This is a genomic window from Mesorhizobium sp. ESP-6-2, from assembly GCF_020164675.1.
Classification (GTDB): domain Bacteria; phylum Pseudomonadota; class Alphaproteobacteria; order Rhizobiales; family Rhizobiaceae; genus Mesorhizobium.
Genome location: NZ_JAIUGT010000004.1, coordinates 347,485 through 365,695, shown reverse-complemented (window position 1 = coordinate 365,695; position 18,211 = coordinate 347,485). Strand labels below are relative to the sequence as shown.

The 18,211-nt window shown below is 64.6% G+C and carries 15 protein-coding genes; 3 read left to right on the top strand and 12 right to left on the bottom strand.

Translation table 11 applies throughout. The features are described from left to right. The first annotated feature begins 14 nt into the window (after positions 1 to 14). Both LB532_RS14210 and LB532_RS14205 read left to right on the top strand, forming a co-directional pair. Entirely contained in the window at positions 15 to 554 is a 540-nt protein-coding gene (locus tag LB532_RS14210) for an Lrp/AsnC family transcriptional regulator (RefSeq protein WP_140638546.1), read from the top strand. Positions 555 to 699: 145 nt separating this feature from the next. Then, entirely contained in the window at positions 700 to 1,518 is an 819-nt protein-coding gene (locus tag LB532_RS14205; protein ID WP_140638547.1) for a class I SAM-dependent methyltransferase, read from the top strand. A 98-nt stretch (positions 1,519 to 1,616) separates the two neighbouring features. Here the strand turns inward: LB532_RS14205 and LB532_RS14200 are convergent, their stop codons facing one another. Together LB532_RS14200 and oiaX are read right to left on the bottom strand one after the other, a co-directional pair. Next, positions 1,617 to 2,939, bottom strand: a complete 1,323-nt coding sequence (locus LB532_RS14200; RefSeq protein ID WP_140638548.1) for a four-carbon acid sugar kinase family protein — start codon at positions 2,937 to 2,939, stop codon at positions 1,617 to 1,619. Positions 2,940 to 2,947: 8 nt separating this feature from the next. After that, positions 2,948 to 4,198 (bottom strand): 3-oxo-isoapionate-4-phosphate decarboxylase OiaX, encoded by a 1,251-nt coding sequence (gene oiaX, locus LB532_RS14195; RefSeq protein WP_140638549.1) that lies wholly within the window; start codon positions 4,196 to 4,198, stop codon positions 2,948 to 2,950. Positions 4,199 to 4,465: 267 nt separating this feature from the next. Here oiaX and LB532_RS14190 point away from each other — a divergent pair, with 267 nt between their 5' ends. Next, complete coding sequence (locus LB532_RS14190) at positions 4,466 to 5,179, top strand: transcriptional regulator NanR (RefSeq protein WP_140551170.1); 714 nt, start codon at positions 4,466 to 4,468, stop codon at positions 5,177 to 5,179. 10 nt (positions 5,180 to 5,189) lie between these two features. Here the strand turns inward: LB532_RS14190 and LB532_RS14185 are convergent, their stop codons facing one another. From LB532_RS14185 to LB532_RS14140, 10 genes are all read right to left on the bottom strand, one after another. Then, positions 5,190 to 7,028, bottom strand: a complete 1,839-nt coding sequence (locus LB532_RS14185) for a hypothetical protein (RefSeq protein ID WP_140638550.1) — start codon at positions 7,026 to 7,028, stop codon at positions 5,190 to 5,192. Then, positions 7,025 to 8,059: a Gfo/Idh/MocA family protein gene (locus LB532_RS14180; RefSeq protein WP_140638551.1), complete on the bottom strand. Its 1,035-nt coding sequence runs from the start codon at positions 8,057 to 8,059 to the stop codon at positions 7,025 to 7,027. Before LB532_RS14180 ends, LB532_RS14185 begins: the two co-directional genes overlap by 4 nt. A 2-nt stretch (positions 8,060 to 8,061) precedes the next feature. Next, positions 8,062 to 9,126, bottom strand: a complete 1,065-nt coding sequence (locus LB532_RS14175; protein ID WP_140580674.1) for an ABC transporter permease — start codon at positions 9,124 to 9,126, stop codon at positions 8,062 to 8,064. Beyond that, positions 9,126 to 10,673, bottom strand: a complete 1,548-nt coding sequence (locus LB532_RS14170; RefSeq protein ID WP_140638552.1) for a sugar ABC transporter ATP-binding protein — start codon at positions 10,671 to 10,673, stop codon at positions 9,126 to 9,128. Before LB532_RS14170 ends, LB532_RS14175 begins: the two co-directional genes overlap by 1 nt. Continuing rightward, positions 10,670 to 11,314 (bottom strand): DUF2291 family protein, encoded by a 645-nt coding sequence (locus LB532_RS14165; RefSeq protein WP_140638553.1) that lies wholly within the window; start codon positions 11,312 to 11,314, stop codon positions 10,670 to 10,672. Before LB532_RS14165 ends, LB532_RS14170 begins: the two co-directional genes overlap by 4 nt. Before the next feature lie 76 nt (positions 11,315 to 11,390). After that, positions 11,391 to 12,332 (bottom strand): D-ribose ABC transporter substrate-binding protein, encoded by a 942-nt coding sequence (locus LB532_RS14160; protein WP_140497809.1) that lies wholly within the window; start codon positions 12,330 to 12,332, stop codon positions 11,391 to 11,393. Between the two features lie 313 nt (positions 12,333 to 12,645). After that, a complete protein-coding gene (locus tag LB532_RS14155; RefSeq protein ID WP_140638554.1) occupies positions 12,646 to 13,473 on the bottom strand; it encodes a phosphogluconate dehydrogenase C-terminal domain-containing protein in 828 nt (275 codons plus the stop codon). Positions 13,474 to 13,577: 104 nt separating this feature from the next. Then, complete coding sequence (locus LB532_RS14150; protein ID WP_140638555.1) at positions 13,578 to 14,627, bottom strand: ABC transporter permease; 1,050 nt, start codon at positions 14,625 to 14,627, stop codon at positions 13,578 to 13,580. Further along, positions 14,624 to 17,107, bottom strand: a complete 2,484-nt coding sequence (locus tag LB532_RS14145) for an ATP-binding cassette domain-containing protein (protein ID WP_140638556.1) — start codon at positions 17,105 to 17,107, stop codon at positions 14,624 to 14,626. The genes LB532_RS14150 and LB532_RS14145 overlap by 4 nt, the downstream gene beginning before the upstream one ends. Before the next feature lie 73 nt (positions 17,108 to 17,180). Beyond that, positions 17,181 to 18,203, bottom strand: a complete 1,023-nt coding sequence (locus LB532_RS14140; RefSeq protein WP_140638557.1) for an ABC transporter substrate-binding protein — start codon at positions 18,201 to 18,203, stop codon at positions 17,181 to 17,183. Between the last annotated feature and the right edge of the window lie 8 nt (positions 18,204 to 18,211).

Sequence of the window (18,211 nt, the reverse complement as noted above, 5' to 3'; positions counted from 1 at the left end):
CGGGAATTTCCACTATGGACGAAGAAACAAATGGCATTCCGCAGAACAGGCCGGCGCCCCGCGACGTCGACCCGATCGACAGAAAGATATTAGGCGTTCTCGTCGACGACGCCACGGTCAGCTATGCTGAGCTCGGCGATCGTGTCGGCCTTTCGCCGCCCGCCGCGCATGAGCGCGTCAAGCGCCTTCGGCGCAGTGGCGCCATTCGCGGCACGGCTGCCATCATCGACCCCAAGGCGGTCAAGAAGCCGCTGCTGGCATTCGTGCATATCGACACCAAGGGCTGGGGCAAGACGCCGGAGTTGATGGCGGTTTCGCAATATCCGGAGGTCGAGGAGATCCACACGGTTGCCGGTGACACCTGCATGCTGCTGAAGGTGCGCACTGAGGACACGCGGGCGTTGGAAGGCTTGCTCGCCCGCCTCTACGAAACACCCGGCGTCACCTCGACGCGCAGCTATGTGGTGCTGTCGACCTATCTCGAGCGGCCGGTGCAGCCCGGCGTCACGACGCAGTGGCCGGCGCCCAGGCACATGGCCGAGCCCCTGTACTAGGCGATGCCGATAAGCGCGAGGCGGTTTCGGACGACATTATGCTCTATCTCTTTGATTTGGAGCTGGACTGGTCGTCTCCGCCGAAAACGGCGCAAAACAAGCAATGATATGCTAATCTCCCGAGCCTCTAGGCAAAGGGCGGGTGATGGCAACGCTGGAAACAGACAAGGTATTCGCTGGCTCCATACCGGAAAACTACGATCGCTATATGGTGCCGTTGATTTTCGAGCCGTTCGCTGCGGATCTTGTAGCGCGAGCAGCGTCCCTGTCGCCCGCCGCGGTTTTGGAGACGGCCGCCGGCACCGGGGTCGTTACCCGCGCATTGGCGCCGAAATTGTCTCCTGGCGCAAGTTATACCGTGACCGACCTCAACCAGCCGATGCTCGACCACGCCGCTTCGCGACAACCTCCCGACGGTCGCATCACATGGCGTCAGGCGGACGCCTTGGCGCTGCCGTTTGAAGATGCGGCCTTCGACCTCGTTTGCTGTCAATTCGGTGCGATGTTCTTTCCCGACCGGCCATCTGCCTACCGCGAAGCCAAGCGTGTCCTGAGGCCGGGCGGACATTTCCTGTTCAGCGTATGGGATCGCATCGAGGAGAACGTCTTTGCCGACGATGTGACGAATGCTCTCGCAAGGATCTTCCCCGACGATCCGCCGCGCTTTCTGGCACGCACGCCGCATGGCTATCACGACAAGGCAGTGATCCGTCGCGAGCTGGAGGACGCTGGCTTTTCTCCTGTGATGATCGAGACGAGAGCCGAACAAAGCCGTGCATCCTCGCCGCGCCTTCCCGCCGTCGCTTATTGTCAGGGAACTGTGCTTCGCACCGAAATCGAGGCCCGGGAGGCCGGGAAGCTGCAAGCCGCGACCGACTACGCCGCGTCCGCGATTGCAGACAGACATGGCAGCGGCGCGGTGGCCGCCAAAATTCAGGCTCACGTCATCATGGCAACGGCTTAGAGCAATTCCAGCAAAAGTGCGCAGGGGTTTTGCGTCCGGAATTGCGTAGGAACAAACAGATAGAGCATTAGAGGCGATCCTGTTTCGCCGGAAATGCTCTAGCTTCCCAGCCGGATCGTCTCGAAATAGGCGTCGGTGCCGACCTGGCCGCCCTTGAGCGCGATTTCGAGTCCATCGATTGCGCCGCCGCCATGAGCGACACAGAGCGGTGATCCCGGCGATTGCGGCAACGGCATGCGGACGGTCAGCGCGTCGACGGCCAATTGTCCGAGCGCGTGGCTGGAAGTGTCGCCGCCAGCGATCACCGCGCGCTTGAGTTTCTTCTCGACGACCAGCCGGCGCAGAATGTCACCCAGCGCCCGGCCCAGCCTGTTGCGTGCCCCTTCGATATGGTCGATCTCCGCACTACGGTCGGCCTGTGGGCCAAGAGCTGTGTAGAGGATGACGCTGCGCCCCGCAGCCAGGCTTGCCAATCCGCTCGCGACGGCCCGCTCGATTGCCTCCTTGGCGCCCTCCGTGACCAGTTGCATGGCGTCCATCTCGACGCCGTCGAAACCGTGGGCGAGAGCGTGGCGGATCTGCTTTTCGGTGGTCGGCGACACGCTGCCCGAGACCACCGCGAGGCGGTCCACCGGTCCCGGCGGCGCGAACGATGCCTGTCCGGAGGCAATGCCTTTGCCGGCCCATTCGGCAAGCAAGGCATATTCGACGCCCGAGGATCCGACAACGAAGCCATGGCCTTGGTTGTGGATACGCCAGATCTGCTCGCCGACGCGTCTCTGTGTCTGGCGGCTTTCGACATCGAACAGGACGATCGCCCTGTTTTGCACGGCCTGGTCGACCGTTTGCGCGAGATCGTCGGTCTGCAATGCCGCCGGGTCGACAAGGCCGGAGCTGAGACTGGTCTGGCGCGAGAGATGCACCAGCAGGTCTGCTTCGTTCATCGGCGTCACCGGATGCCTGCTCATCACCGGATGCCTGTCGATGCGGAAATACTCGCCGCGGAACGCCGCGAAAAGATTGCCGAAGGCGGTGTAGCGCTTGAGCTGCGGCGCGCCGACGACCATCGGCACGCTGCTCTGGCCGAAGATGCGCCGGCCGATCTCGATGGCGCGGCCGATATTGCCGACCGTCGGGCTGGAATCGAAGGTCGAACAGATCTTGTAATGACAGATCTCCGCCTCGAGGCCCTTCAGCCATTCGAAGGCCGGCGCCAGATTTTCCTCCATCCATTGCGGCGTTTCGCTTCGGCTGGTGCCGGCCAATCCGACGGCGCGGCAATGGGAAAATTGCGCCAGCAGGCGCTGGTCGGGCCGGCGCATGAACAGCACCGTCGGCACGCCGCCGAGCTCGAGCGCCTCCATGACGTCGGTCGAGCCGGTGAGGTCGTCGCCATAGTAGCTCAGGAGCAGGTTCTGCATGGCTTCGCTCAGGCCGCCTTGCCGTCGCTGAATTTCTCGATCGAGCGTGCCAGCTCGGCATGGTCGCGCGCGAATTCGTCGAGAGCAATGCCCTCGACCGCGGCCTGCCACGCTTGCAGCACCGCGCGCACGCCGGCGCCGGGCCCGTCCGGATGGCTGACGATGCCGCCGCCGCAGAGATAGAGGAGATCGACCGTGCGGCCGGTGCGCTCATAGGTCTCGGGCGCCTGGCCGCCCCATTGGCCGGAGCAGGCCACGGGCAGCGCGCAATCGTCTGATGAAAAGAGCGGCGTGGTCACCGCTTCGAAGGAGCGGATGAAAGAATCGTCCGGCTCCCAGTATTTCGAGCCGATGCCGTTGATCTGGAACTGATCGACGCCGAGCAGCCGCCAGAATTGCTGCCACACCTTGAAATCCATGCCGAGGCCAGGATGGCGGGTGAGAATGTCCCAGCCATTGCGGTGCGCATGCAGCACCAGCCCGGAGCGCTTCCTGAGGAAAGCCATGCCGCCGAATCCGATGGAATTGATGTTGACGACCGCGCAATTGCCGCCGGCTTTCAGCACCAGATCGTGGTTGCGCATCATCTCGTCGGGATCGGCATGCGAGATGCCGAAGGCGTACATCACCTTCTTGCCGGTCTTTTGCTCGTGGTCGCGGATCAGCGGCATGATCGCCTTCACCCGCTCAGCGAGCGGCGAATAGGCCGGGCTCATCAGCTTCTCGTCGTCCTTGATGAAATCGACGCCGGCTTCGATCAGTTCGCCCACCATCGCGGCTGTCTCGTGCGGCCTGAGGCCAAGCGCTGGCTTGACGATGGTGCCGATGATGGGACGGCCTTCGACCCCGGTCAGCCTGCGGCTACCAGCAACGCCGAATTGCGGGCCGGGATGGGCGCGCCGGTATTGTTCCGGCAGCTTCATGTCGATGACCCGGATACCGGACAGGCCCCTGATCGAATAGGTACCGCTGATGGCGATCGTCATCAGCGCTGACAGGTCGGTGCCGATGGCGTCGAACGGGAAGCCGATGTCGACATCGGCGCGTCGGAAGGGGCCGTTCCCGGATCCGGGAAGCGACGGCTGCTCGGCATCGGGCAGGGGCCTGATCGCCAGCACACGAGCCGCCACACGCGCTTTCAACTCCTCGGTCTCGCCAGGCAGCGCGACGAAGGTGCCGGTCGACTGGTCGCTCGCGATCTTGGCCGCCAGCGCTTCGATGCTGCCAGGGGTTTCGATGCGATAGGTAAGCGTGATCATGGTCTGCCGGCCGCTCGAAAAGGGTTCGAAAAAAGTTTTGTCGCGCAGGAAATCTGGTATAATGAGTACCTAAGTATTGCAAGCGATATCCCGACTTCGGCAAGAGGGCGGGCTTCGGCAATTCCGGGAAGATGAGCCGCGTTTTCGTTCGGAATTGTCTGGAACAAGGAGCTGGCGCGGCTTGGCGGGACCGCTCCAGGCGCAGGCATTCCGGTAATCCTGGCTGGAATGCTAAACAGGAACCGGGCCAGGGAGTGATTCGTCACGATGAACCGTTCGGAGCCGATCGTCCGGCGCAAACTTTCCGACGAAGTCTTTGCAAGGCTGAAGCGGCTGATCACCAGCGGCGAGCTGCAGCCGGGCGACGACATGCCGTCCGAACGCGAGTTGATGGAGCGCTTCGAGGTCGGCCGGCCGGCGATCCGCGAGGCCATGCAGGCGCTGAGCAATATGGGACTGGTCGCCATCTCGCATGGCGAGCGCGCCAAGGTGCTGCAACTGACCGCCAAATCGATCATCAGGCAGGTCGACGGCGCGGCCAAGATCATCCTGTCTTCATCCAGGGACACGCTGGAGCACCTGAAGACCGCGCGCATCTTTTTCGAGCGCGGCATGGTCAGGGAAGCCGCGGAAAAGGCGACCGCAGAGGATGTGCAGCGGCTCAGGGCAACGGTGGCCGAGCAGCGCGCCGCGCGAGGTGATTCCGAAGCCTTCATCTCCGCCGACATGAAGTTCCACACCCAGATATCGGCGATATCGGGCAATCCGATCTATGTTGCCGTCAGCGAAGCCACACTTGGCTGGCTGAAGGAATACCACACCGAGATGCTGATCTGGACCGGCAAGGAACAATACACGCTGACCGAGCATGAGGAGATCATCGACCGCATTGAGCACCGGGATGCCGACGGCGCCGAAAAGGCGATGATCAAGCATCTCGAACGCTCCCGTGCGCTCTATGTGATGAATTCCGATAAGTAAGGCTGCTTGCCTATCCAATTCGCGCAATGGCGTAGGGCGACATCGTAAGATGGCCCTGACCCAGTGCCGAAACATCAACCGCGACATCGTTCGCCGTCAGGTTCGCCAGCCAGACGAAAAGGTCGCCCGAGGCGGTGCGTCCGGCCAGCGCCGCAACACGCGTCTCGTCGCTTGTTTTCGCGGCAACATGCGCGAGCCCGGCCAGTTCGCAAAGCCCTTGGATGGCCTGGAAAATCGGCCGCGATGATCCCTCGGCGGCGGGTTCCCCGGATGCGGCCAGCACGCCGAACGGCCCAGTGACGCTGGACAGCGTCAGCATCTCCAGTCCGGCCGGCGCGACGCGCGCGGCATAGCCGATGGTCCAGGCGGCGGCAAACTGCGCGGCATGGCGGGGATCACGGTTCGCCATGGCGATGCGTTGGCCGGCGAAATTGTCCTTGGTCGCCCCGCCATAGGGGTTCTGCCGCATGGCAATGGTGGACGGGCCGATCCGGTAAGGCTTGTCGCCGAAGATCGCCCGGGTGGACCGGGTGATGAAGGGCAGCGCCTCCAGCGACTGCATGACGCTGAGATCGTCGGCGGCGTGAACGATCGGGCAGGTGCAGTGCGTGATGAAGTCGAGTTGGTCGGCGGGCACGCGCTTGCGGTTGAGTTCCGTGAAATAGCTGAACATGCCGCCGCCGAGGCGGATGCCGGGAAAGGCGCGCCGCGTGGCGGCGTAGACGTCTTCCAGCGGCGGACATGCCGGCCAGGCACTGCCCGGCGGCGTCGACTGGCGGTCAACGGAAGGCGAGACGGCAACCGCATCGAGCCGCAGGCCGGCCCGGCGCACCATATCGGCGACATCGGAGAGTTCGGCATCGAGGTCGCCCGTGCAGGCCGCCACGCATTCGAGCGTGGTCGAAGCGGGGTAGGCCGCGGCGAGCCGGGCATGGGCGCGCAGCGCGTCCAGGCCGTGGCCGCGCATCGGATCGAAGTGGAAGAGGAGCTGCTGCGGGCCGAGCCTTGCCAGCATCGGCAGTTCGGCCAGCGTTGTCTCGACGTCCTCGGGATAGACGATCACGCCGATATCGGGCAGCCTCGGCCCGGTCTCGCCGAGATCGATGCGGACCGGTTCGGCACTCGCCGCCGCGGCGGGCATCCTGGTGTCGCCGATGAGGCGCAGGCCCACCGTCTGGCGCATCGGCTGGCCGGCCGGCAGCACATAGGGCCACGGCAAAGCCAGCGGCCGCACATAGGTCTTGTAGGAGGCGTCCGACCAGTTGCGCTGGTCCTCCATCTCGAAAATATCGCCTTCCATCCGGCATTCGGCGCTGAGGCCGGGACGCACTCCATGGGTGATGGCACGCAGATCCTTGAAGGGCTGCCACGGGTCGATCAGATCAGGCAGCTCCGTCTCCACCACGCTGCCATCGGTGTGCTCCACCGTCACCGGGCTGCCGGCGAGGCCGGCGATCGGATGCAGGATGCAGAAGCCGCAGCGGTTGGTCTCGAAGTCGCTCTCCGGCAGCGCTGTCACATGGAAGACCAGCCTGCCGTCGGCGGAGCCTTCGATCGTCGCGTGGAAGCGGAGGCTGCTGTCGTCCGGGCCGGTGCAATTCGCCTCATAGCTTACCGAGAAACGATCGTCCTTCTGGTCGATGGTCAGGTCCGTGAGCACCGGCTCATAAGTGCCCCAGTCGCGGTCGCGCACGATATAGGCGATGGCGCGCAGCACTTCGGTGCCGGCATGCCGGATGGTGCGCAGATTGCCATTGACCAGCTCGGCATTCAACGCGCCCGCATGCAGCAGGGTCGGTGCCGCTTCGGCCGCCCGTGTGCCGTAAAGATCGAACGCGTCGGCCGTCATTTCAGCAAGACTTCGATCTGCACCGGTTCGCGGCTCGCAGCACCCGCATAGGCGGCTTCGACCAGGGCGAGGGTTTTGAGATTGTCGGCGCCCGAGGTCGCCGGCTCCTTGCCGCCGACAAGGCAGTCGACCCAGTGCAGCTGGATCGCCAGCACGCTTTCCTGGATGTTATGCCATGGCCGCGATGCCCAGGCGAGCAGCGGCGGCGAAATGTCCCTGACCGTTGTGCCGCTCTTGCCGGTGACGGTGAACTGGTAGCCCTGCGCCAGCCGGAGCGTGCCGTCGCTGCCGTCGATCTCGATCAGTGTCTCGGGAAACGGTTCCACGGCGAGTCTTGTCGCATAACTGCAATCGACAATCGAGGTGGCGCCGCTTTCGTGGTCCATCAGCATCGTGGCGACATCCTCGCCGGCAATGGCGGGATTGATGCGCGCCGTACGGGCAGTGAGGCTCGATACGTCGCCCAACAGAAAACGGGCGATGTCAAGGATATGGATGCCGAGATCCTCGATGATGAAGCGCTTTCCCGTCGCCAGATAGGGCTGGCCGGAAAACACGTCATAGCCGGAGCGGAAGGAGATGCGGCCGAAGAACGGCGTGCCGATCTCGCCGCTGTCGAGCACGGCGCGCACCGCCTGGATCGGCGACTGCCAGCGGAAGTTCTCATGCACCATCAGCGGCACGGCGGCCTTGGCGCAGGCCGCGACCATCGCCTTGGCATCGCTAAGCGTCGGCGCGAACGGCTTCTGGCAGATGACGGGAACGCCATGCGCGGCCGCCATCTCGACCAGCGGCCGATGGCTGCCGACAGTGGTGGCGATGTCGACGAAATCGAGTTTCTCCGCCGCAAACATCGCCGCCGCATCGGTGTAGCGCCGCGTCACGCCGAACTGGTCGCCGACGATCCGCAGCCGCTCCGGATCGCGGTCGCAGATGGCGATGATCGAGGCGCCCTCGATATCGCGCCAGGCATGCATCTGGTTGACGGCGAAGAAGCCGCAGCCGATCAGCGCTCCACGTAACTCCGTCATGATCAGCCCGCCTTTGCCATCTGCATCAGGGTGACGCGCTGCTGCAGCCGGCGCTGCGCCTGGTCGACGACGACGGCGACGATGATGACGAGGCCCTTGATCACCATCTGCCAGAACGAGCTCACGCCCATCATCACCAGTCCGTCCGAAAGGATGCCGATGACGAAGGCGCCGACGATGGTGCCGCCGATCGTGCCGCGGCCGCCCGACATCGATGTGCCGCCAAGCACTGCCGCGGCGATGGCGTTCAGCTCGAAACTCTCGCCCGTTGCCGGATGCGAGGCCATCAGTTCCGAAGAGATGATCAGCCCGACGATCGCCGCGCAGAAGCCGGAGAACATATAGACGAACATCTTGACCATGTTGACGCGCACGCCCGAGATGCGCGCTGCGCGCTCATTGCCGCCGACGGCGAAGATGTGGCGGCCGAGCGGCGTGTAGCGGGCGAGATAGGCCGCCCCCAGCGCCACCACGATCAGGATCCAGATCGAGACCGGCAGGCCGAGCAGCCGGCCGGCACCCAGAAAGCCGAAGCCGGTGGTGCCCAGTTCCGGTTTGCCGACCAGGTTGGGGAAGGTACGCCCGTCCGACGACAGCAGCGCGAAGCCGCGCGCCACATAGAGCACGCCGAGCGTGGCGATGAAGGGCGCGACATTGAGCCTAGTGATCAGCAGCCCGTTGACGGCGCCGATCAGCATGCCGACCGCGAGGGTGATCAGGGCGATCTCGACGACGTTGAAATAGATGGTGTAACCGATCTGCAGGTCGATGCCGTTGAGCACGAGATAGCCGGCCACCATGCCGCACAGGCCGACGATCGAGCCGACGGAAAGGTCGATGCCGCCGGTGATGATGACGAAGGTCATGCCCATGGCGAGGAAGGCGTTGAGCGCCACATGCTTGGCCATCAGAATCAGATTGGCGGCCGACAGGAAGTTCGGCGCCGCGATCGAGAAGAACACCAGCACGGCGATGAGCGCGATGAAGGTTCTGAGCTTCATCAGCGTCAGCAGCGCCGAGCCGCTGGAGGCGGAGGAAGCGGCCGCCCTGGCCGGAATGTCAGTCATCAGCGTTGCTCCCCATGTGCGGCCGGTCCGTGGCCCAGTGCCGACGCGGCGACGATCGCCGCCTCCGTCGCTTCGGCGCGGTCGAACATGCCGGTCAATCTGCCATTGCTCATCACCGCGATGCGGTCGGACAGTGCCATCACCTCATCGAGGTCCGAGGTGGCGAACAGGATCCCCAGCCCGTCGCGCGAAAGCTTGCGCATGGTGCGGAAGACATCGGCCTTGGCGCCGATATCGATGCCGCGGCTGGGCTCGTCCATCAGAAGCACTTTCGGTCCGGTGAGCAGCGCCTTGCCGATCACCACCTTCTGTTGGTTGCCGCCCGACAGCGACGAGACCTCCTGCGCCGGGTCGGCGACCTTGATTGCGAGTTCCCGCACCATCTGCATCACGGCCTGCCGCTCGGCGCCGCCTCGGATATGGAACAGGCGCACGAAGCGCGACAGGCTGGCCATCGTCAGGTTGCTGGCAACCGAGAGGATCGACACCAGGCCCTCGCGCTGGCGGTCCTCGGGGATCAAGGCCAGCCCGCGCTGGATGCGGCGCGTCGTGTCGCGCTCCTTCACCTGCTTTCCGGCGATGAAAATCTTGCCGCTGGCATGGCCGTGACGGCCCATGATGCAGTCGAACAGCTCGCTGCGCCCCGCACCCATCAGCCCGTATATGCCGAGGATCTCGCCGGCGCCCAGCGACAGCGAGACGTGGTCCACCGCCAGCCCGCCGGTGACGCGCGGCAGGCAGATCTCTTCGGCGCGGAAGATTTCCGCGCCCGGCACGTGGCCGTCGGCCTTGGCGAAGTCCTTTGCGTCCGAGCCGATCATCTGCCGCACGATCCACTGCGTATCGACGTTTTTCATCTCCTCCTGGCCGGTGATGCGGCCGTCGCGCAGCACGGTGATGTAGTCGCCGATGCGGATCAGTTCCTCCAGCCGGTGCGAGATGTAGACGATAGCGACGCCGCGCGCCTTGAGGTCGGCGATCACCTTGAACAGGATCTCGACTTCGGCGGCGCTCAGCGCCGAGGTCGGCTCGTCCATGATGAGGATCTTGGCGTCGAGCGAAACCGCCTTGGCGATCTCGACCAGCTGCTGCTGGCCGATGCGCAGGTCCTCGACCAGCATGTCGGGCCGGATGCCGGCTTCCAGCCGCTCCAGGAATTCGCCGGCCCGCCGCTCCTGCGCCTTGCGGTCGATCTTGCGGAAGCGGTTGGTGATCTCGCGCGTGGCGAAGATGTTCTCGGCGACCGACAGGTTGCCGAACAGGTTCAGTTCCTGGAACACCATGCCGATGCCACGGTCGACCGCATCTCCCGACGACGAGAACGAAACCTCTTCGCCTTCGAGCAGGATGCGGCCGGCGGTCGGCTGCTCGACGCCGGCGATGATCTTCATCAGCGTCGACTTGCCGGCGCCGTTTTCGCCGACCAGCACGTTGACCGCGCCCTTGTGCACCTCGAAATTCGCCTGCTTGACCGCGACCGTGCCGGCATAGACTTTCGAGACATCCTCAAGCTTGAGGATGACGTCGTGGCCATTGGCCTGGCTCATGGCTTCGGCCCGATCTCGGCCTCCGCCGGCGTCACCAGCGGCAGGTCCTGGCCGCCTTCGATCGTATAGGCGCCGAGCACCTTGGCGGGCCGGCCCTCAAGCGCCTCGCGCGGCAGCTTGGAGAGCACCGTCTTGCCGGCATGGGCGTTGAAAGCCTTGCCGAACTGGGCGAAGTCGATCTGATTGGTGAAATCGTTGAACTGGACGAAGTCGAGGCTGTCGCGCAGCGCCGTGCCGCGCATCGCCGGCCCGATCTGGACGCGCGCGTCCGCCTTACCGTTACCGTCGACATCGATATCGATGGTGGCCGCGCGCGACTGCGTGTTGGCGGCGACGATCTTGCCCTCGACGCGAACCGCGAACGTCCATGGCGAATTCGCCTGCTTCTTCGGATTGCCGTATTTCACGCCGGCCGCGGCCGGATCGGTCTTCGCCAGCGCATGGACCTCGGCGAACGGTCCCGCCTTCTGCTGCAGGTAGGGGATGACTTTCGCCGCCCAGATGTCCTCGACCATCTTGTCGGGGTTGAAGGCGGAAGCATTGCCGTCGCCTTGCGCCGACGGCGTCGGCAGGATCTTGCAGGCGCTGAGCGCGATGCCGGCGGTCAGGGCAAGGATCGGCCAACTCGGCTTTTTCTGCATGGCGGTCGAGGCATCCTGGTGAAAAGGAGCGAGGGACGAACCTCGATTCGCCCCTCGCTGTTCGCGTTGCGCCGGCTCAGTTCTTGAGCGCGAAGGTTTCCAGCTTGGCGGCATTGTCGCCATTGATGAGCACGCAGTCCATCAGCTGCTTTTCCTTCTCGGGCGACTTCTTGTTCTTGATGAAGTCGTTGGCCTGTTCGACCGCCATCTGCGCCTGGGCATAGGCAGGTTGCAGCACCGTCGCCTTGATGCCGCCCGAGGTGATGGAATCGCGCACGTCGTTCGATCCGTCGAAGCCGACGACGATGACGTCCTTGCGGCCGGCAGCGGCAAGCGCCGCATAGGCGCCCATCGCCATGGTGTCGTTGCCGGAGATGACGCCCTTGATGTCGGGATTGGCCTGCAGGATCGATTCCATCTTGGAATAGGCTTCGGTCTGGCTCCAGTTGGCCGACTGCTGGGCGACCATCTTCAGGTCCGGATAGTCGTCGATGACGTCGTGATAGCCCTTGGAACGGATGCCGGCATTGGTGTCGGATTCCTTGCCGACCAGTTCGACGAAATTGCCCTTCTCGCCCATCAGCTTGACGAATTCCTGCGCGCCGAGCTGGGCCCCCTGATAGTTGTTGGAGACGATCTGCGCCACCGCGACGCCGGTGGCGTTGATCTCGCGGTCGATGAGGAAGGAGGGAACCCCGGCGTCCTTGGCCTTCTGTACGGCGGCGACGGTGGCGTCGGCGCCGGCATTGTCGAGGATGATCGCCTTTGCGCCGCGGCCGATCGCGGTGTCGATCAACTCGGACTGCTTGTTGGCGTCGTCGTCATGGACCAGTACCAGCGCCTCGTAGCCCAGTTCCTTGGCCTTGGCTTCGGCGCCGACGGCTTCCGCCTTGAAGAACGGATTGTCGTGCGATGGGGTGATGATGGCGATGAGATCCGCCGCATAGGCGGGCATCGCCGTGCCGAGTGCCAGCACGCCGGCGAAGGCGGCAAGCGTCATTCTGCGTGTCAGTTTCATGAAGTCCTCCCGTTGAAACCCATGCCTCGATCGTTTCGAGGCCGCTGTCTGCAATTGAACTCGTCAGGCAGTGCCGGCAGCGCGCCGCCCGGATTTCAGAGCCGATCGCCGGCTGTCATCCGGACTGCTCCTCGCTCCGCTCCCGCCGTCCTCCACTCGCATCAACTTCAAACTTCCAAGGAAGCATGACCGATCCGAGTCCAGGAACAGCTAAAGCCACTGGTATGATGAGTCAACCACCAATTCAGGTGATCTGTATCTAAGCGGTCACCGTTTCCTTCTCCCTGTGGGGAGGAAAGCCGACTCGGGCCTCTCAGGTAATCCGCTGGATGCTGGCTGCGATCTCTTCCGGTTCGAACACCCGCTTCCAGTCCTCGCGCATCAGCACCGGCTTGCCGAATTCGATGGCTTTGTTGCAGGCGTCGGAGAAGACGCCCTTGGTTTCACCGAAGATCACGGCGCCGAGTACATTCATGTGGCCGAGCAGGAAATCGAGGGCCGCCTGCTGGTCGACACCGCGCGCCACGACCTCGTCGACCGCTTCCTTCATGACCACCAGCAGCGAGGCGCACACGGTCTCCGAAAGGCCGGGCTCGAGTAGCGCCATCTGCTCGACGGAAACGCGGTGCGAGCGCATCACCGGCGCCCAGATGATCTTGGCGATGGCCTCGCCTTTGGCGTAGTCCGCTTCCGGTCCCTGCATCAGTGCGCTGACCATGTGCTGCTTGGCCTTGACGCCGCCGAAATAATCCTTCTTGGCCGCCATGTCGGTTTCGTCGTTGAAAATGGGCGGATGGCAGGGGTGGGTGACGAAGTAGGTCAGGTCGGGACGATCAGGCAAATGGCCGGCAAAAGGCGCCGCGGCATCGAGAACGATCACCATCGTGCCCGGCGCAAGCTTGCTTTCGATGCTTGCCGCGACCTTGCCGATATGGGTGTCCGGAACCGCCAGGATCACCACCTCGGCGCCTTCCAGCGCCTCGTCGGCACTAACCGTATCGAAGCCCAGTCCGGTCTTCAGCCGCTCGCGCCCGGCCTCGCTGACCTCCACATGGCGGATCGTATAGGGCGAGCCGCGGAAATTGGTCGAAAGGCGGTAACCCATTTTGCCGCCGGCACCGAACAGCGCGATCGTCGTCATCTAGCCTTGCTCCTAAATATTGAACGATGGTCTCACCAATCGTCACCTTATATACTGGTATGATCACTCTACCATCTTGGCAAGAGAAATCAGACCCTGCTTTGTCACTGCGGCCTGATTGCCGCAGCGCCCGCCCCGGGTTTCGCCGTGCCGTCGCCGCCTGCGCTCTCGAGGGTGGTGGGATCGATGGCGGCGCGCCGCGACAGCACCTGCCGGCCGGCCAGCGCCAGCACGAAAATGACGACGATGCCCTGGACGATGTCCTGCGCGCCGGGCGGCAGGCCGATGATCTGCATGGTGGTGACGATGAGGATCAAAAGGATGCTGGCGAACAGCGTGCCGAGCGCCGTCGCGGAGCCGCCGAAGATCAGCGTCCCGCCCAGCACCACCGCGGCGATGGATTGCAGGAGATAGGGCTGGCCCATTTCAAGAAAGGCGCCGCCGATATAGGCGCCCAGCAGCAGCCCGTTGAGCGAAGCCAGCACCGAGGAGATGATGAAGGCCGAGGCGATGACCCGGTTGTTGTGGATCGCTGCCAGCCGCGCCGCCGCGCGGTTCTGGCCGACTGCCGAGAGCAGTTGCCCGTAAACGGTATAGCGTAGCACGAACGACGTTGCGGCGACGCCCAGGATGGCGATGACTGCCATGATCGGCACGTCCGCGATGCGGCCCGTCGCCAGCGTCTTCAACAGCGGGCTGACGGCGAAGCCCGATATCGCGCGGTTCGACAGCAGCGTTGCGGTCGCCAGCACATAGCCCGTCGCCAGCGTGGCGATGATGGCCGGTATGTTCAGCCCGACGACGAGCAGCGCGTTGAGAGCGCCGACCGCAAGGCCGAGCAGGATCGCGGCGCCGACACCGATGGCGAGATTGGCGTCCTGGCCCTTGATGGTCAGCAGCGCCACGAAGGCGCTGAGTGTGATCACCGAGGCCACGGAGAGGTCGATATTGCCGCGCCCGGTGGTGACGACGAACATCTGGCCGATGCCGACGACCGTGAGGAACGAGGCCGACAGAACGATGCCCGACAGGCTTGAGAGGCTGAAGCGGTTGGTGACGATGGACAGCACCAGCCAGAGCAGCAGCACCCCGATCGCCGACCAGATCCAGCGGTTTTTCTGCGCCCAAGGGCTGAAGGCGGCAAGCACGTTCATTGTTCGCTCCTGCGGTCCGCGGTCAGGCTGCGCAAGGTCAGCAGGGCAATGAGGATCAATCCCTGCGTCGCCGCGTTGAAGTCGCTGCTCACGCTCAGCGTGCCGAGCAGGGCGCCGATCAACGCCAGCGTGACCGCGCCGGCGACGGCGCCGACCGGCGAGATGACGCCGCCCAGCAGCGAACAGCCGCCCATCACCACGGCGGCGACGCTGAGCAGGGTGAACGAATTACCGGAATTGATGTCGCTCGCCGTGTTGATCGCCGTCAGCGACAGGCCGGCGGCGGCGGCGAACAGCCCGGCGACGAGGTAGCGCACCAGCGCGTAGCGCGTCGGCGACCAGCCGGAACGGATCATCGCGGTCGGATTGTTGCCGAAACCGCGCAGCACCACGCCGAGCGGCAGCCGGTCGATCACGAACACCACGATTGCCACCGCGGCGATGAGGATGATCGAGGTTGGTACGAAGCCGAGCGACCAGTTGAACATTGCCGACAGCCATTCGGGGCTGGCGCCGCCCGGCGTCGGCTGCAACGCATAGCCTATTCCGACCCAGATGAAGGACGCGCCCAGCGTGACGACGATGGCCGGGATCTTGCGCGCCTGGATCAGGCCGCCGAGGCCGGCATAGGCGGCGATCGCTGCCGCCAGCGCCAGCGCGCCGAGCCACGGCTGGTCGTAGAGCAGCGTGGCGCTGAGCACGCTGACGAGCCCCGCGAACGCGCCGACGCCGAGGTCGATCTCGCTGCCGCCGACGATGAACATCTGCGCCGCGGTCACCAGCACCAGCGATAGTGCCGGCATCAGCAAGAGGTCGAGCCCGAAAATTGAGGCGACCGCCGGATTGGCCGAGATCATCACGGCCAGTACGGCGGCGAGGCCGATGAAGGGGGCAGCGTTCACCAGCCTGCGGGCAAGCCCGGCGCCGGCAGCGCCGCTGCGTCCCGCACTGGCAGCTTTGTCCGTCTGCTGGGCAAAGGACGCTCCAACGACGGCTGATTCCGTGATCGCCTCACCGGCCAATTCCTTGACGATGCGGCCGCCTGAAAACACCAGCACGCGGTCGCAGGCCAGGAGTTCGGCATCTTCGGTCGTGTGCCAGATGAGCGTGCGCCCGGCTCGCGCAATGTCGTTGCAGAGGCGGTAGAAGTCCTGCTTGGTGGCGATGTCGACGCCGCGCGTCGGGTCGTCGAGCAGGACGATCGGCGTCTCGGCGACGAGCGCCCGCGCGACCAGCGCCTTCTGCTGGTTGCCGCCGCTGAGCTCCAATATGTTGGATCCGAAGCGGGTTTCGTCGAGCCGCAGCCGGCCGGCGGCATCGGTCGCTGCCGCGCGGTTGGCGCGGTCCGAGACCAAGCCCAGCGCCGGGCGGCGTGCCAGGGCGCCGATGCTGATGTTCCCAAGCACGCTCCACAAGGGGAACACGCCTTCCTTCTGGCGGTCGCCCGCGATGAAACCGGCTTCACCGTTTCTGACGACGGCCGCATCCGTTCCGGAATCGGGCTTAAAGATTGCGTGCAGCAACTCTTTCTGGCCGCTGCCCTCGAGGCCTGCCAGTCCGATGATTTCACCACGGCCGATCTCGATGTCGTGGCCGAGTTCGGCCGTCAGGAACCCGGACAATCGCACCAGCGCTTCGCGGCCGCCGGTGGCGGCGGTACCGTGCTGGTGGATCGAGTTGGCGTCGCCGCCCATGAGCTGCACCAGCCTGCCGATCGACGTCTCGGCCACATCGCCGCGCCAGGCGGTGCGTCCATTGCGCAGCACGACCACCTGGGTGGCGATGTCGATGATTTCCTGGAGCTTGTGGCTGATGAAGATGAAGGCGAGGCCGGATTTGGCCCGCTCGCGGATGAAGGCCCGCAACTGTCTCGAGCGATCGAGATCGAGCGAGGAGGTCGGCTCGTCAAGAACGATCAGCTTGACGCCGGGTGTCGCGGCGGCGCGCGCAATCTCGACCATTTGCCGTTCGGCGATGGAGAGGTGGCCGACTTCGGCATTCACATCGATGCCGTTTGCGGGGAAGACGGCGTCAAGCGCCGAGCGGGCGCGCGCCCTGTAGAGGGCCCGCCAGCCTGGCCGGTTGGCGGCATCCGCCGGAATTTCCAGGAAGAAGTTTTCGGCCACCGAGAGGTTGGCGCACAGCGACAATTCCTGGTGCACCATGCGGATGCCGCGGCGCTGTGCCTCCGCCGTGTCGTAGCCCGCAAAGCCGATACTCTGGCCGGCAAACGAAATCGAACCCAAGGTCGGCCACATCGCCCCGCACAGGATGCGCATCAGCGTCGATTTGCCGGCGCCGTTGCCGCCGACCAGTCCGATGATCTCGCCGGCGGAGACGGCGAGGTCGATCTCGGCATTCGCCAGCGTCGGTCCGAAGCTCTTGGTGATCCCGGAAAGCGAAACAACGCTCTGCCGGGCCGGATCGGCGAGCACCGCGGCGGCTGCGCCTTCCGGGGCGGCTACGGCGATATGGGACATTCGTCCTCCGTTTCTTCACGGGCAGGGACCGGGCGCGGCCGTTCCGCGGCACCCGGTCCTGGCATTGCCAACCTTACTTGCTCAGCAGGTTCTGCTTGACCCAGTCGAGCGAATAGCTGGGGCTGATGATCTGGCCGCCGGGCAGCTTTTCGTATTCCTTGAGATTGCCGGCATCGACGGTGGCCACCGGCATGATCATAATCTTGGGTGCCTTGGCGCCCTTGAGCAGCGACAGGCCGAGCCAGAACGCGGCGCCGCCAATGCCTGGTGTGGTGTTCATCGAGATCGTCTGGTAGCCGTTCTTGGCGTTCTCCTCGGCCCACCATTTGACGAAGTCGGTGCCGCCGCCGCCTTCGATGATCGGCATCTTGCCGGCATAGTCGCCGCCATACTGGACGAACGCCTGGGCGATGCCGACATCGTCGCTGCCGCCCTGTGCGAGCACGGCGTCGACATGCGGCAGCGAGGGCAGCACGTTGGCGATGGCCGCCTGTGCGACCGACGCGGTCGCCTGGCCATAGACCGTAGCGACGACCTTGATATCGGGATATTTGGCCAGTACCGACTGTTGCGCGTTGAACATGTCGTTGTCGGGCGCCGAACCCTTGACGCCGCGCACCTGGATGACGTTGCCTTTGCCGCCGATCATCTTGAAGACGGCCTCGGCCTGGGCTGCCTTGTAGCCCTTGAAGTCGAAGTTGAGCTGGTAGTTGCAGGGCGCCGAGGCGACCGAATCGAACGACACGACGATGATGCCGGCCTTGCAGGCTTTTTCGATGATCCCGTTGACCGCGGTTTCCGAGGCGGCGTCGACAGCGAGCACGTCGACCTTCTTGAGGATCAGCTCGGCGATCTGGCTGTTCTGCTGCGCCACCGAGCCGTCGCCGTTCATGACGATGTAGTCGGCGATCTGACCGGCCGCCTTGGCCTCCTTGGCCGAGGCTTCGAAAGCCTCCACCATCTGGTGCCGCCAGGTGTTGCCGTAATAGGCGTTGGCGAGCGCGATCACCGGCGCATCCGGTGACGCCATTGCCGGCACAGCCGAGACGCTGACCAGCGCGGCGCCGGCAAGCGCCGCCACGGTTGAAAACTTCATGATATTTT